This window comes from Aromatoleum petrolei (genome assembly GCF_017894385.1).
Taxonomy (GTDB): domain Bacteria; phylum Pseudomonadota; class Gammaproteobacteria; order Burkholderiales; family Rhodocyclaceae; genus Aromatoleum; species Aromatoleum petrolei.
Map to the genome: position 1 here is coordinate 1,390,772 of NZ_CP059560.1, position 13,305 is coordinate 1,404,076.

Annotated in this window: 16 protein-coding genes and 1 pseudogene; 3 read left to right on the plus strand and 14 right to left on the minus strand. The window is 61.5% G+C overall.

Going from position 1 to position 13,305, the window contains the following annotated elements:
* The first annotated feature begins 67 nt into the window (after positions 1–67).
* A complete protein-coding gene (locus tag ToN1_RS06310) occupies positions 68–1,495 on the plus strand; it encodes an aminotransferase-like domain-containing protein (protein WP_169207585.1) in 1,428 nt (475 codons plus the stop codon).
* Positions 1,496–1,524: 29 nt separating this feature from the next.
* Here the strand turns inward: ToN1_RS06310 and ToN1_RS06315 are convergent, their stop codons facing one another.
* The 14 genes and pseudogenes from ToN1_RS06315 to leuA all read right to left on the minus strand — a co-directional run bounded on the left by ToN1_RS06315 (position 1,525) and on the right by leuA (position 11,922).
* Positions 1,525–2,058, minus strand: a complete 534-nt coding sequence (locus tag ToN1_RS06315; RefSeq protein ID WP_210148043.1) for a GNAT family N-acetyltransferase — start codon at positions 2,056–2,058, stop codon at positions 1,525–1,527.
* The gene (locus ToN1_RS06320; protein WP_244860986.1) at positions 2,055–2,645 is read right to left on the minus strand and encodes a tetratricopeptide repeat protein; all 591 of its coding nucleotides are present in this window, start codon (positions 2,643–2,645) and stop codon (positions 2,055–2,057) included. Before ToN1_RS06320 ends, ToN1_RS06315 begins: the two co-directional genes overlap by 4 nt.
* A gap of 350 nt (positions 2,646–2,995) precedes the next feature.
* The gene (locus ToN1_RS06325) at positions 2,996–3,328 is read right to left on the minus strand and encodes a YegP family protein (protein WP_169207583.1); all 333 of its coding nucleotides are present in this window, start codon (positions 3,326–3,328) and stop codon (positions 2,996–2,998) included.
* A gap of 89 nt (positions 3,329–3,417) precedes the next feature.
* A complete protein-coding gene (locus ToN1_RS06330; protein WP_169207582.1) occupies positions 3,418–3,819 on the minus strand; it encodes a DUF3597 domain-containing protein in 402 nt (133 codons plus the stop codon).
* 131 nt (positions 3,820–3,950) lie between these two features.
* The gene (locus ToN1_RS06335) at positions 3,951–4,523 is read right to left on the minus strand and encodes a dihydrofolate reductase family protein (RefSeq protein WP_169207581.1); all 573 of its coding nucleotides are present in this window, start codon (positions 4,521–4,523) and stop codon (positions 3,951–3,953) included.
* Between the two features lie 136 nt (positions 4,524–4,659).
* Positions 4,660–5,211, minus strand: a complete 552-nt coding sequence (locus ToN1_RS06340) for a dihydrofolate reductase family protein (RefSeq protein WP_169207580.1) — start codon at positions 5,209–5,211, stop codon at positions 4,660–4,662.
* Positions 5,212–5,325: 114 nt separating this feature from the next.
* Positions 5,326–5,508: pseudogene (locus tag ToN1_RS06345) on the minus strand (YnfA family protein); the annotation flags it as partial.
* A 1-nt stretch (position 5,509) separates the two neighbouring features.
* Complete coding sequence (locus ToN1_RS06350; protein ID WP_169207536.1) at positions 5,510–6,169, minus strand: hypothetical protein; 660 nt, start codon at positions 6,167–6,169, stop codon at positions 5,510–5,512.
* Positions 6,170–6,370: 201 nt separating this feature from the next.
* Complete coding sequence (locus ToN1_RS06355; RefSeq protein WP_169207579.1) at positions 6,371–7,048, minus strand: hypothetical protein; 678 nt, start codon at positions 7,046–7,048, stop codon at positions 6,371–6,373.
* 75 nt (positions 7,049–7,123) lie between these two features.
* Positions 7,124–7,642 carry a hypothetical protein gene (locus ToN1_RS06360; protein ID WP_169207578.1) on the minus strand — a complete coding sequence of 173 codons (519 nt, stop codon included), beginning with the start codon at positions 7,640–7,642 and terminating at the stop codon, positions 7,124–7,126.
* Between the two features lie 411 nt (positions 7,643–8,053).
* The gene (locus ToN1_RS06365; RefSeq protein WP_169207577.1) at positions 8,054–8,341 is read right to left on the minus strand and encodes a hypothetical protein; all 288 of its coding nucleotides are present in this window, start codon (positions 8,339–8,341) and stop codon (positions 8,054–8,056) included.
* Between the two features lie 137 nt (positions 8,342–8,478).
* Positions 8,479–8,988: a hypothetical protein gene (locus ToN1_RS06370; RefSeq protein ID WP_169207576.1), complete on the minus strand. Its 510-nt coding sequence runs from the start codon at positions 8,986–8,988 to the stop codon at positions 8,479–8,481.
* Positions 8,989–9,111: 123 nt separating this feature from the next.
* Positions 9,112–9,576, minus strand: a complete 465-nt coding sequence (locus ToN1_RS06375; RefSeq protein WP_169207575.1) for a hypothetical protein — start codon at positions 9,574–9,576, stop codon at positions 9,112–9,114.
* Between the two features lie 648 nt (positions 9,577–10,224).
* On the minus strand, positions 10,225–11,922 hold the full coding sequence (gene leuA, locus ToN1_RS06380) for a 2-isopropylmalate synthase (RefSeq protein ID WP_210148120.1): 1,698 nt from the start codon (positions 11,920–11,922) through the stop codon (positions 10,225–10,227).
* 170 nt (positions 11,923–12,092) lie between these two features.
* On the opposite strand from leuA, the gene ToN1_RS06385 reads away from it, so the two are divergent.
* Together ToN1_RS06385 and ToN1_RS06390 are read left to right on the plus strand one after the other, a co-directional pair.
* Complete coding sequence (locus ToN1_RS06385) at positions 12,093–12,563, plus strand: Lrp/AsnC family transcriptional regulator (protein ID WP_169207591.1); 471 nt, start codon at positions 12,093–12,095, stop codon at positions 12,561–12,563.
* 97 nt (positions 12,564–12,660) lie between these two features.
* On the plus strand, positions 12,661–13,296 hold the full coding sequence (locus ToN1_RS06390) for a response regulator (protein WP_169207574.1): 636 nt from the start codon (positions 12,661–12,663) through the stop codon (positions 13,294–13,296).
* The last annotated feature ends 9 nt before the right edge of the window (positions 13,297–13,305 follow it).

Here is a 13,305-nt window from a genome sequence, read left to right on the forward strand (position 1 = left end):
TGTACCTTTCGGGCGCGGGCGGCCGGCCGGACAATGACCGCGCACGCATTTCGGAAAAGGAACGGCCATGGAGCAGCGCGCGCTGCGCTATGAACAGCTCGCCGACGAGCTGAGCGGCATGATCGCCGAGCGCATCCTGCGCCCGGGCGACCGCCTGCCCTCGGTACGCACGATGGCGCGCGAGAAGAAGCTGTCGATCTCCACCGTGGTGCAGGCATTGCGCCAGCTCGAAGAACGCGGCCAGATCGAGGCGCGGCCGCAATCCGGCTTCTTCGTGCGGCCGCCCGCCGCCTGCCACACCACCCAGCTCGAACCGCAGGCGCGTCCGCGCCGCACCCGCCCGGTGGCGGTGGATATCAGCAGCCGCCTGATGCGCGTCGTTACGCTCAACAGCCGCCCCGACATGGTGCCCCTCGGCGCCGCCCTGCCCGCCCCCGAACTGCTGCCCATCGCGCCGCTGCAGCGGCTGTACGGGCAGATCGGCCGCCACGCCGGGCACCTCCTCGACGCCGCGAGCCACTCCATGCTCAACCACCCCGAGCTCGTGCGCCAGCTCGTGCGGCATTCGCTCACCTGGGGCCAGCCGCTCGCCGCCGACGAGATCGTCGTCACCAACTCCTGCACCGAAGCCCTGCTGCTGTGCCTGCGCTCGGTCACCAAGCCCGGCGACACGGTCGCGGTCGAGTCGCCGTCCTACTACCTGATGCTGCAGCTGCTGGAGCAACTCGGCCTGAAGGCGCTGGAAATCCCGACCCACCCGCGGCTCGGCCTGTCGGTCGACGCGCTGGAGATCGCCAGCCGCGAACGACGCATCGCCGCCTGCCTGCTCGTCACCAACTTCAACAACCCGTTGTGCAGCCTGATGCCCGACGAGGAAAAGCGGCGGCTGGCCGCGCTGACCGCCGAGCGCGGCATCCCGGTGATCGAGGACGACATCTTCGGCGAACTCTATTTCGGCACGCAGCGCCCCTGGCCGCTGAAATCCTTCGACACCAGCGGCAACGTCATGCTGTGCTCCTCGCTGTCGAAGACGCTGATCCCCTCGCTGCGCCTGGGCTATGTCGCGGCCGGGCGTTATCACGCCGCGGTGACGCTGCAAAAGACGCTGACCTCGGGAGCGACGAACCCCGTGACACAAGCCGTCGCCGCGCGCTACCTCGAATCGACGGCCTCCGACCGCCAGCTGCGCTTCCTGCGCCGCGCCTTCCAGAAGCAGGTCATGCAGATGTCCGAAGCCGTGCTGCGCCACTTCCCCGCCGGCACGCGCATCTCGCAGCCGCAGGGCGGCTTCGTGCTGTGGGTCGAGCTGCCGGCCGGCGGCGACGGCATGGCACTGTTCGAGGACGCGGCCCAGGCCGGCATCGCGATCGTGCCCGGCGAACTCTTCTCCGCCACCGGGCACTTCCGCAACTGCCTGCGCCTGAACTGCGGCTACCCTTGGTCGCCGCGCCTCGAAGACGCAATCCGGCGCCTCGGCGCCTTCGCCGCGGGCTGAGGCCGGCCTTCAGCGACCGGCGGGCCACCTCAGGACGTGGCTTCGAATGCCCGATGGAAGCGGACCTCGCCGTGCGCCGACGAAGGCCCGAGCGACAGCGCTAGAAAGTACTCCGGCGGGACGCCCTCCAGCACCAGCGCCGGATCGTGCGCGAATCCGAAGCGCCGATAGAACGCCGGCTCGCCGACCAGCACACACCCGTTCGCCCCCATCCGCCGCAGTTCGGCGATCCCCCGCTCCATTAGCGCCCGCCCTATGCCGCGCCCCTGCCATTCGGGAGCGACGGAAATGGGTCCCAGCCCGTACCAGCCGTCGGAACCGTCACTCACCGTCACCGGCGAGAGCGCGACATGCCCCACGACCCGGCCCGCCTCCTCGGCAACGAGCGACACCGCGAGCGCATCATCCGCCCGCAGCGCACGGATGATGAACTGCTCGGTCTGGTGACTGTAGGGGTGAGACAGGAACGCGCGTCGCGTCACCTGCTCGATGGCGTCTTCGTCGGACGGCGTCTCGGAACGGATCGTTGCCGTCACGGGATCGGCCCCATTCAGCACGGTCATTTTGCGTTGTCCTGCGCCAGCTTCGCTCCGGCTTCACCGGCTTCAAGTGCCAACGACTGGGCCTGCGCCTCCTTCAACTGGTCCGCAGTCAGGCCGCGCGCAACGTCCGCGCGATGTCGCACCGCGTCGACCTGCAGCGCCGCGGCCGCGCGATTGAACCACACGTAGGCGAGCACCGGATCCCGCGACATTCCCACGCCGTCACGGTACAGCCGGCCGAGTTCGAGCATGCCGTCGGGATGTCCGCGTTCGGCTGCCGTGCGGATCCACTTCAGGGCCTCGCCATAGTCCTGCAGCACACCGAAGCCGCTCCGGTAGAGTTTACCGAGCATCACCATCGCCCCAGGATGGCCCTTCTCCGCGGCCGACTGCAACCACCGCACCGCTTCGCCGGCTTGCTCGCCGGACTGCACGCCGCCGAACAGCAGCACTTTCGCAATACGGACCTGGGCCTCGGCATCGCCCTCCTGCGCCTCTCTCAGCGTATGCGGATCGACCGCAGTTGCCGCCGGGATGGGCTCCTGCACGGCATCGTCGTCCACCCGCCGCTCGTCGAACACCCAAAACACCGCGATAGCGATGAGCACCAGCGGCAGCGCCCCGGCGGAAAATGCGAAGCGCCGGCCCGACGACGCGCGGGGAGGCGCCCAAAACCGGTGGTGACAGGTGCGGCAACGATACGGCCGGAGCCCAGGATTCGTCTGCCTTTCGACGTCCGATCGCCAACCGGACTTGCGGCAGTCCTGGCTCCTGCAAGCGGGGCATGTGACGTTGGCGTGAAGGGTCATCCTAGCGTCGGAAGTTCGGGCAGCCCGGCTACCCGTTCATTGATCCAGTCCGGGAGATTATGCGCCGTCCTGCCGTTGAACGACTGACTTCCCGTCTTGCCGAGGCGACCAGGAAAGCGAGCCCCTGTACGCCCCGCACGGCAGACGAATCAGGTGTTGTCCTTGATCGTCTTCGTCCCCCCGTTCTCCTTCACGCTTGCGATGCCGGCGTCGCGGGCGGCTGCGGACGGATACATCTGGCTCGTCCCGATCACCTGACTATTTGCAGCCTTCAGATTGAAGAATTCCTTTCCGGCAGACGAGGTCTTGCACTCATAGCGTTCATCGCTCCCGCAATTCGCCTGCACCGATGCGACCCCGTTCTCCGCAGACCCCTTGGCCTTGTACAACTCGCTCGTGAGAATCGTTTCGCCGTTACCTGCCTTGAGAACGAAGCGAAACTGTCCATCGCTACTCTTGCTCAGCTCGAACCAACCCGCCATTTGGATGCTCCTGTTGTTGAACAGAGAATGCGCAGGATTGCACGGTGATCATGCGAAAAAGATCAAACGTCCGGAACCGGAACTCCAGGCTACAGGAGCTCGCTGGGAATATTCCCGCCGTTGTCCGCCAGGCGCTGCAGGACCGTCTTGTGGAGCCAGATGTTCATCTGCGCGGAATCCCCCATCTTGTCAGCGGGACAGCCAAGCTCGGCTGCCAGCTCCTTGCGCGCCGCAAGACTGCTGTCCAGGCCCAGCAGCTTCATGAGGTCGACAATCGACACCTTCCAATTGAGCTTCTGCGCACTCGCGGCGGAAAGTGCCTCAAGCTTCGCCACGACATCGACCTGAGAGATCGCCACGGGGGCGGCAGCCGACGTTGCGGGCGCGGACTGCGCTCCAGCGGTTGTGGAAGCCGGGGCGGCCGACCCTGCGGGGGCTACTGCGTCATCGCCGAACCCCAACTTCGCGAGGATGCTGCTGAAAAGTCCCATGACGACTCCTTTAGCATGATCCGCCGACCGCAGAATGCCATCGGCAATACTTCACCATAGCGCAAATTCGTTACGCATGGTTCACCCGCGACGCCCGCCGGCCCGTCAGGGCAGTCCGCTGTAGTGAATCGTCAGGCGACGTCGGCACCACCGCTCTTGCATACTTCGTAACGGAGTTCCGCCATCCCTGAGCCGATCTGGCGAACCGACACCAGGCGCAGGGTCGGGCTCAACACCCTGCGAGGAAACAGTTGCTTGCCCCTGCCAAGGGTGACCGAACCAATCTGGAGAATCAGCTCGTCCAAGAGACCCGCATCATGGAACTGCCCTGCGAGGTCACCGCCGCCGACAATCCAGATGTTCCGGGTACCGGCCGCAACGCGCATGTCCTCGTGAATGGGGCGCACATCCCCTTTCACGAACCGGATGTTTGCACCTTCGATGATCGGGAGCGTGCGACTGGTGAATACCCAGGCAGGCTGTACATAGGGCCACGGCGAACCCGTTTCGGCAGCAACCCTTTCCGAATTGTGTAGCATCCATTCGTAGGTGGCCGATCCCATTGCCAGCGCGCCGACCCCGGCAATGAACTCGGGATAACCCGTGTCGTTCAGGTCGCCAAGTGGAAAGAGCCAATCCAGAGAGTCATCCTCGGTGGCGATGAAGCCATCAAGACTTGTGGCTGCGAAGTATTGAGTCTTCATTGCTGTGTTCCGCTCCAGAATTTAGTCGCGCCTGCCGAACGTCCGCCATAACCGGCGCGCAAGCGCAGCGCGAAGCAACGCCATTGACTGCCTGTGTGGATGGCCTTGTCAGACGAACCGTCTCGGGATGCGCTTCTCACGCCACTCCTTGATAGCGAAGGATCACGCAGCCGACCGAAAGCGGGCGTGATTCGAGCAACTGAAGCTCTTGCGGCTTTAATCCGTCGGCAAATAGGGGTCTGCCGTTGCCATGAATGAACGGAGCAATACCAATCCGATATTCGTCGAAAAGCCCTTCGTTCATAAGCGTCTTCGAGAGATCGGCGCTCCCGAAGACGAATATGTTTCCGCTTCCCTGTTGCTTCAGCCTGACCACTTCCTCGGCGACCTTGTCCTTCACCAGTGTCGTGTTGTTCCAGGCCGCAGTCTGCAGCGTACGCGAACAGACCACCTTCGGAAGACTGTTCATGTAGTCCGCGATGTCTCCCTGTGCCGTCTGCCAATATGCTGCCATGCCCTCGTAGGTTACGCGTCCGAACAGAAGCGCATCGGCCGACGCCAACTGCTCAAGGGAGAATCGTTCGAGTTCTTCGCCCCAGACCCGTTCGTGCCAGGGCAAGTCCCAGCTCTTCGCCCCCTCGAAGCAACCATCGAGGGTGATGAGATTCCACATGATCAGTTTTCGCATCGCATGATCTCCTTTGTGTTCCGGTCGCCTGGCATGCAAGGGAGCGGCCCGCGCGACCTCTCGCGCAGGCCGATCGACTGCCGGGTTGGGCCACAGACGCGAGGACTGTGGAGGCTACGCATGCCGTGGAGCAAACATGATGATCGCCATGCCAGCCACCGCAACGAGAGAACCGGCGATATCCCACGCGGTGGGTCTGATGCCATCGACGAGCCACAGCCACATGATGGCGACGAAGACATAAACGCCGCCGTAGGCGGCGTAAACACGCCCCGCTGCTGCGGGATGGAGCGAAACATCATTTACCGGCCAATCGCCTCCACGCCGCAATCGACTCCTTGGCATACCTCTCCATTTCCCCAAGATTCTTAGGGCATTCAACAAAAGCAACGTCTCCGAAAAAGCGGAGCGGATGTCTTTCCGACGCGACGAATAAGTCGGACTGGCGAATAGGAACCTTCTCATACCACAAATAATAAGTTTTGCTAAATTCCGGCTCACTATAGTGACATCCTAATATTTTTTGATTGGATGCCATAAGCGTCTGAATTTGAGTCCTCACAACATCTCGTTGGGACCGCTCCACCTGACTCTCGTCACCAAGAAATCTTCCATACTTAATAACATCTTTCCTTGGTCGAACGTGGTCATGGTTTTTTATCGAAGCTAACGCCGCAAAGTGCTGTGGCCAGACCTTGGCAGCGCAAACTTGTCCCCGTAGCTTTCGACTCGCGTCGGTCATCTCCTCCCGCCACCGACTGCTTTCGATAGTCAACCAGCACTCGCAGACTTGCAGGCATTCGCGTTCAGTCGGCTTGAATTCATAGCTCCCCGGTGCAACGCACTCGTTGACGCAAGTCGATAGGGCCGCGAGCCCCCCTGCGACTCCTTGGTCTGCATTGACTGATCCAATCACGAATGATTGCATCGCGATCAAAACGATGATGATGGCTCGCATGATGTCACCCCAGCCTTTTGGACTTCCATGCCCGATACTTGATGTTCACAGTCACACGGGGGTCAGGTCTTGCCTCTTGCCTCTTGCCTCAATATGCGAGACCTGACCCCAAAGTTGTGTGGCGTTCCTCAGAGGCATAACGTGGAGTTGAGCGTCCTGCGCGGCTTTTCGCGCAGGTCCGCTCGAACGCAGGGTTAGAGATCATAGCTTCCCAATTCGCACGTAACTAAAATTAATCATCTTCATCTTTAGCCAGTGATGCCGATCTGACTTCCAATACGGGACAAGTTTCTCATGCAGACTTGGCACCTGTTGTTCGGAAAACAACAACGAACTGACGTGCGACGGTCGAAAACGACTCAGTTCAACGAAGAAGTAGCCCAAGAAAGAGTGGGCAGCGATCATGGCGCGCGGCGGATCCTCCTGGCCACAGAACGATAGAATTTTCGGTAGGTCTGTTGCTTTGGTACGCGGTGACCTAGACGTAGATTGTTCCGGCGACCAAGAATCCCAGATCACACGCTGACCTTTGGGATGGACGAACGAATCTCTGATGCGCTTGAGCTCAATGACCCCCTGAACCTCGTGGCGCGATCTGTCTATTTTTCGTTGGGGCCGATACAGGCGAAGGAATAGATCAAATTTTGAAAGCGTAGGAAGTCGATCGACGTCACCTGCAAATGCGGTCTCTAGTGCCAGCATATCGAGACATGTATTTGCACAAGCCTCGACAAATAGGGTGGTTGCAAGAACGGAAGATCGACCAAGGCTTGCCGCAACATCAAAATCAGTCTCTGCCTCGGCTCGCATTGCGAGTACAACGCTGTCCTCAAGTAGCGCAAATGCCCCTCGATCAACTGCAACTGGCGCGGAGTTCATGATTTCTAACGTGAAAGTAAGCGGACGGCAAAAGGCGCCAGCCTTTTGACGGTCCGCTTGACTGTAGGGTTGGGCTTATTGGCGTTCTTCAGACTCACAGCAATTCCTCATCTTCCCAATGAGGTCAAGTCTCGTGGCCTCATCCAAGGGCGCGAGGCTGCCAAGGTAGATGAATTTGGCATTTGCTATCCATTCGGACCCATAAGCTCCATCAGGGGCGCGGTTGTACCAGTAATATATCGTTAGCCACGAGACATGCTCGTTCCAGGTAAACGACTCATCAGGCGAGGGCGCGCTACGCGAAGCCCATGTAAGCAAGTCACCCTTACCGATAAAGCCACAACGATATTTTTCGGGCAGGATAAGAATGTCTTCATTGACAGCAAAGCTCAAACGAAGGCGAGTCCGAAATTTAGCCTGACTAAGGAGTTCGACCATATCCTCGGGTACGGCGGTTTCGGCATCAATTAATCGACACCCAAATGACTTGACGAAGTACTTGTACAGGTTGCGCTGAGAGTCCTCCCAGCCGTCCCCATATACCTCTTCGAAATCTATAAACCCGCGACGGAGCACCAAGCCCTCGTTACCCATCGCCCACTCGATAAATTGATCGTAGGCGCGATCAAAAGGCTGGGTGTACGTGGAGTTGCAGTGTTGGCACAAACTCGGCGCGTACTTTACAAATTTTGAGCCGGGACCCTGTATTTTGGTTTGCTTTCCCGATCGAAAGTGTATTAGAGCTGACGAACCAACGTAGGGGCCTCGGCCGTGAGCGCGGACGAGGTCACTCTTCTTGAGACGATGCTCCGCGCTATCCGCACTCGCGCCGCATATCCAACAAATAGTTGCCATTGGTCGTTCCAGTTAGCGCGCCCAACGGTGAAAGTAACCGGACGCCGCGCGGGGCGGGTAGCCCAAGCGACGACGGTTGCCAGCGGTCCGGTTGACTGGATTGTTGGGCGTCATTGCGCTTGATGCCTCACTTGCGTGACCAGACTGAGCCTACCCGGACTTCTTTGACTCAAGCAGCGCCGAAACTGCAACCTGCGTACATTCAGCAAGGGTCTCAGCAAAGTCGGGGTGCTTTGCGGCGAGCTCTTTGAGTAGAGCGCTCAAGTCTTCGAGACCTACGCTCACCTGGATTTGCGTATCGCCACCGCCTTTTGATGGAAGCGTGAAGCTGAAGCGAAGGCCCTCGGGGCCGGTATAGCCGTCAACGTTCTGGGTAGTACCGTACCAGTACGAAGACGTTACGCCACCGCGTTTGACTGCCGAATGTTTTAGCTGCATCTGAGTCTCCTCATCGGTTTTCGTGTGACGCCCAACGTCGGAGTTGACCGGCACGCACCGGCAAGGCGCCGCGAGACGTATGCTCCCGCGCACGGCTTGCGGCGCCTTGCCGGTGCGTGTCCGCATCGAACGACCTGTTAGGCACCGAGTGCCCCGATGAGCGCAGACACACCGGCGCCCACGACAGCCGCGACGGTATTGTTTTCCAGGACTTCACGGAGAAGAGTTTTAGCTTTCGGGTCGCCACTTTCTGCAACCTGGCGAACGACTTCGGCCAAAGAAATGTGGAAGGCCATTGAGTTTTGATTTCCCACTTGGACTTGCTGGCCCGAGACAGTCCCGATTTGAATCGTTGGCGCTGCGGGCGACTGGTGGCGAGCCGCTGTGAGATTCTCAACATGCAGCGTCAGCATGTGAGGATGCTTGGTTCCAACTCCGAGTGAACCTCCCTCCAAATAGTTCACATCAATGACCTTGAGGTGAATTGAACTTGGGCCGGTGCGTTGCACGATCGTGTCGCCAATGTCCACAGTCGGCGGCGTCGTGTACGGCACTAGGACTTCGGATTTCTTCCGATCTCGCTGCCCCTTGTAAGAGACGCCTCCAATCTCGAAGGTGTCGGGATATGCCATCGCGTCGAAGTCCATCACTCCTCCTTGAAATGTCGCGACCGGTTTGACTCGATGCCTAACGTGGGCCTTCAGCGGACGAGAAAATGCGCAGCATTTTGACAGTCCGCTGTAAGCAGTGGTTGGGCTTGCATGTGTTCTTCAAATGTTCTGGCATCGCGAACGATATATGGAGCACGCTAAATCTCCCGCCATAACAAGGGCGGTCCATGCTAGCGAATCATTCGTGCAATGGGCGTACACGCCATATTCATCGGCATGTAGCACTTTGCTTGTGGTAAAGAAGATAAGCTGCAAGTCAGGCGGAGCGGTCCGCCTTATCTGCTCGTTGGTGACTTCGCCAACCCCTCCGTGTTTCTTCTTAAAACGCTTTGGCGGAATTGCTTGTAACAGGTCAAGAGTTAGTTGGTTGTCAGAGCTCGCCCTGAACGACTCGTGGAGCGGCCATTCTCCAATTAGCGCCTTCATTCGACCGAGAACGTCCAATAGATCGTTCATCGCGACGTCCCGAAATAAGCTCATGTTTGAAGAATAGGTCTCTTCCCACGAATCCCACACTGCGATCACCTCGGCAAGGCGTCGAATATCTAAGGCAAGCATCAACATGGCGGCCTGCCGGTCGGCGCCCGAAGTTATAATAAACTCTTGGTTTCGCCAGTCCGACTGACTAATAACGCCTTGAATTCTATTGTGATGATATTCCGCGACAGTCTTCCAACATCTATTCGTCACACGCGTCCTCCGCGTTCGCTGCCCAACAGTTGTAGTAGATGGAATCCATCGATATTGAGCTAGACGGAATCGGCCTATTGTGGCGTGAAAAGCTCTATCAGCGCCCTGCGGGCCGCCTTCGGGCATTTCGGATTCACTCAACTTAGCCGAGCGGTATACCCCTGTCAAATGCGCGACGTGCCGCATGGAGTCTTGCACAAGCCATTGATTTCTCATGGAAGACCGTCTGCGACACGAACTCCGGGCAGGCGATGCAGTGCGTCTGTCGCTGGGCGCGACAGGGCGAGCGCCGATGCTCGATCAGTGCTGCGCAGCGCGGGGCGTGCGCGAAGGTTTCGACGGTAGTCGCGGATGGGACGGCGCAGGAGGCGCGGAGGAGTCGTCGAGGAACTCGACGTCGGGCAGAAGCGGCGTGCATGCCATGGGATCGGCGCGCGCCAAAGCGGATGGGGCGACACCCTACCGTGCCCCCCCATGATCGGAGAGGCGCAGACGCACACGCGTCTGCGCCCTGCCGCGCTGTCAGGCGGCGTGTGGCCTATCGGTCGCGAGCGCGGCGCCGCCGGCGCGGTTCAGCGCGCTGACCATCGCCTTTATCGATGCGGTGACGATGTTCTCGTCGATGCCAACGCCGAAGCAGTCGCCGGCCGCCCCCGGCCTCGCGACTTCGATCAACGCATAGGCGCGGGCGTCGCCGCATTGGGCGCTGCTGCCGAAGGAGCGTTCCTCGTAGCTGCGTACCTGCAGGTCGATGCCGATGCCGTGCAAGGCGCGCACGGCGGCGTCGATGGGGCCGTTGCCTTCGGCGACGAGGGTCTGCGGCTGGCCGTTCACTTCGAGCGTGAGGCGGATGCCTTGCGCGGTGTCGTGCTCGAAGAGGTGGTGCTCGACGTAGCGCACGGACCGGTCGTCTGCGAGGTAGGTCTCGGAGAACAGGCGCCAGATGTCGGCGGCCACGACTTCGCCTTTGTGGGTGTCGGCGTGCTTCTGCACGACCGCGGCGAATTCGACCTGCAGGCGCCGCGGCAGGACCATGCCGTATTCGGTTTCGAGCAGGTAGGCGATGCCGCCTTTGCCGGACTGGCTGTTGACCCGGATCACGGAGTCGTAGCTGCGGCCGACGTCGGCCGGGTCGATGGGGAGGTAGGGCACGTTCCACTGCTGATCGGCCTTGTGGGCGGCGAAGCCCTTCTTGATGGCGTCCTGGTGGGAGCCGGAGAAGGCAGTGAAGACGAGGTCCCCGACGTAAGGGTGGCGCGGGGAGATGGGGAGCTGGGTACAGTGCTCGACTGTTCTGGCGACGGCGTTGATGTCCGAGAAGTCGAGCCCCGGATTGACGCCTTGGGTGTAGAGGTTGAGCGCGAGGGTGACGATGTCGACGTTGCCGGTGCGCTCGCCGTTGCCGAAGAGGCAGCCTTCGACGCGGTCGGCGCCGGCCATGAGGCCGAGCTCGGCGGCGGCGACGGCGGTGCCGCGGTCGTTGTGCGGATGCACGCTGATGAGGACGCTGTCGCGGCGCGCGACGTTGCGGTGCATCCACTCGATCTGGTCGGCGTGGATGTTGGGCGTGGCGACTTCGACCGTCGCGGGGAGGTTGAGGATGACCTTGTTGTCGGGGGTCGCGCCCCAGGCTTCGGTGACGGCGTTGCAGACTTCGAGCGCGAATTCGAGTTCGGTGGCGGTGAAGGTCTCGGGGCTGTACTGGAGCCGGATGTCGGTCTCGGGCTGCTGGGCCGCGAGTTCCTTGATGAGCTTCACGGTCGATACGGCGAGCTCGATGATCTGCGGCTTGCTCATGCCGAAGACCGTCTCGCGGAAGGTTTCGGAGGTGGCGTTGTAGACGTGCACGATCACGCGCTTGGCGCCGCGGATCGATTCCATGGTGCGGCGGATGAGTTCCTCGCGCGCCTGGGTGAGGACTTCGATGGTGACGTCGTCGGGGATGTGGCCGCCGTCGATCAGTTCGCGCACGAAGTCGAACTCGATCTGCGAGGCGGACGGGAAGGCGACTTCGATTTCCTTGAAGCCGATGTCGCACAGCGTGTGGAAGAGCTGCAACTTCTTCGCCGCGTCCATCGGTTCGAAGATCGACTGGTTGCCGTCGCGCAGGTCCGTGCTCATCCAGATCGGATGCTTGTCGATGACGCGGCCGGGCCACTGGCGGTCCGGGAGGTTTACCGGCGGGAAGGGACGGTACTTGCGGGACGGGTCGGTCAACATGATGGGGTCCGGGGCGCTGTTGTCGTTGTCGATGAGGAGCATGGTACGCAATTGCGCTTGGCAGAGGCTTGCGTTTTTGCAGTGCACTACGGCAATTTTTGGCAGATTATTGCGCACATGCTAGATTTGATGACATGCACACCGAACTCAAACACAAAACCGGCAATCCGATGGAACTCGACCGCTACGACCGCGAAATCCTGCGCGTGCTGCAGCAGGACGGACGCATCAGCAACCAGGACCTGGCCGACCGCATCGGCCTGTCGCCCTCGCCCTGCCTGCGGCGCGTGCGGGCGCTGGAGGAGTCCGGCCTCATCTCCGGCTATCGCGCGCAGGTGAATGCGAAGGCGCTGGGCCTGACGCTGATGGCGCTGATCCAGATTTCGATGGACCGGCATACGCAGGAGCGTTTCACGGACTTCGAGGCGGCGGTGCTGGACATTCCGGAAGTGCTGGAATGCCTGCTGATCACCGGCCAGGCGGCGGACTACCAGCTGAAGGTGGTGGTGCGCGACATGGACGCCTACCAGGAACTGCTGCTCAACCGCATCACGCGCATTCCGGGCGTGACGGGGGTGCATTCGAGCTTCGTGCTGCGGCGGGTCGTCGACCGGCAGGCACTGCCGGTGGGCGGTGCGTAGGGCGGTGTATAGGGCGGGCGCAGGACGAGGATCGGGGCCTGCGAACGGATGCGGGGTTCGGCGGACTAATCCGGCAGGGACCATTTCGGGAGGCTGAATGCTGCGAATCGCCATCGTCGATGACCACCAGATCGTGCGCGCGGGCTTCCGCGAGATGCTTGCGGACGAGTTGGACCTGGAAATCGCCTTCGAGGCCGCCTCGGGCGAGGACGCGCTGGACGCGCTGCGCGAGACGGGCGCCGACGTCGTGCTGCTGGACCTGGCCCTGCCCGGCCAGAGCGGGGTCGATGTGCTGCGTGCGATCCGCCAGCGCTTCGAGGGGGTGCGCGTGCTGGTGCTATCGGGCTTTCCCGAGGACCGCTATGCGATGGCCTTGCTGCGCAGCGGCGCCGACGGCTACCTGTGCAAGGACTGCGAGCGCGAGGAGCTGATCCGCGCGATCCGCACGGTGGCGGACGGGCGGCGCTACGTGTCGGCGCGCACCGCGGAGCTGCTCGCGGAGGAGCTGGCGGGGGGCGGCACGGCGCCGCCGCACGAGTCGCTGTCGGACCGCGAGCTGCAGGTGTTCCTGCGCCTGGCGCGGGGCGAGTCGGTGACGGAGATCGCGGATTCGCTGGCGCTGAGCGTGAAGACCGTGAGCACTTACCGCTCGCGCGTGCTGGAGAAGCTGGAGGTGGCGAGCAATGCGGAACTGGCGGCCTATGCGATCCGGCAGGGGCTGCTGGTCGAGTGAGGGCGACGC

Coding starts and splice junctions, on each gene's coding strand:
- ToN1_RS06310 (WP_169207585.1), top strand. CDS start 68: ATGGAGCAGCGCGCGCTGCGCTATGAACAGCTCGCCGACGAGCTGAGC.
- ToN1_RS06315 (WP_210148043.1), bottom strand. CDS start 2,058: ATGACCGTGCTGAATGGGGCCGATCCCGTGACGGCAACGATCCGTTCC.
- ToN1_RS06325 (WP_169207583.1), bottom strand. CDS start 3,328: ATGGCGGGTTGGTTCGAGCTGAGCAAGAGTAGCGATGGACAGTTTCGC.
- ToN1_RS06330 (WP_169207582.1), bottom strand. CDS start 3,819: ATGGGACTTTTCAGCAGCATCCTCGCGAAGTTGGGGTTCGGCGATGAC.
- ToN1_RS06335 (WP_169207581.1), bottom strand. CDS start 4,523: ATGAAGACTCAATACTTCGCAGCCACAAGTCTTGATGGCTTCATCGCC.
- ToN1_RS06340 (WP_169207580.1), bottom strand. CDS start 5,211: ATGCGAAAACTGATCATGTGGAATCTCATCACCCTCGATGGTTGCTTC.
- ToN1_RS06350 (WP_169207536.1), bottom strand. CDS start 6,169: ATGCGAGCCATCATCATCGTTTTGATCGCGATGCAATCATTCGTGATT.
- ToN1_RS06355 (WP_169207579.1), bottom strand. CDS start 7,048: ATGAACTCCGCGCCAGTTGCAGTTGATCGAGGGGCATTTGCGCTACTT.
- ToN1_RS06360 (WP_169207578.1), bottom strand. CDS start 7,642: ATGGGTAACGAGGGCTTGGTGCTCCGTCGCGGGTTTATAGATTTCGAA.
- ToN1_RS06365 (WP_169207577.1), bottom strand. CDS start 8,341: ATGCAGCTAAAACATTCGGCAGTCAAACGCGGTGGCGTAACGTCTTCG.
- ToN1_RS06370 (WP_169207576.1), bottom strand. CDS start 8,988: ATGGACTTCGACGCGATGGCATATCCCGACACCTTCGAGATTGGAGGC.
- ToN1_RS06375 (WP_169207575.1), bottom strand. CDS start 9,576: ATGTTGATGCTTGCCTTAGATATTCGACGCCTTGCCGAGGTGATCGCA.
- leuA (WP_210148120.1), bottom strand. CDS start 11,922: ATGTTGACCGACCCGTCCCGCAAGTACCGTCCCTTCCCGCCGGTAAAC.
- ToN1_RS06385 (WP_169207591.1), top strand. CDS start 12,093: ATGGAACTCGACCGCTACGACCGCGAAATCCTGCGCGTGCTGCAGCAG.
- ToN1_RS06390 (WP_169207574.1), top strand. CDS start 12,661: ATGCTGCGAATCGCCATCGTCGATGACCACCAGATCGTGCGCGCGGGC.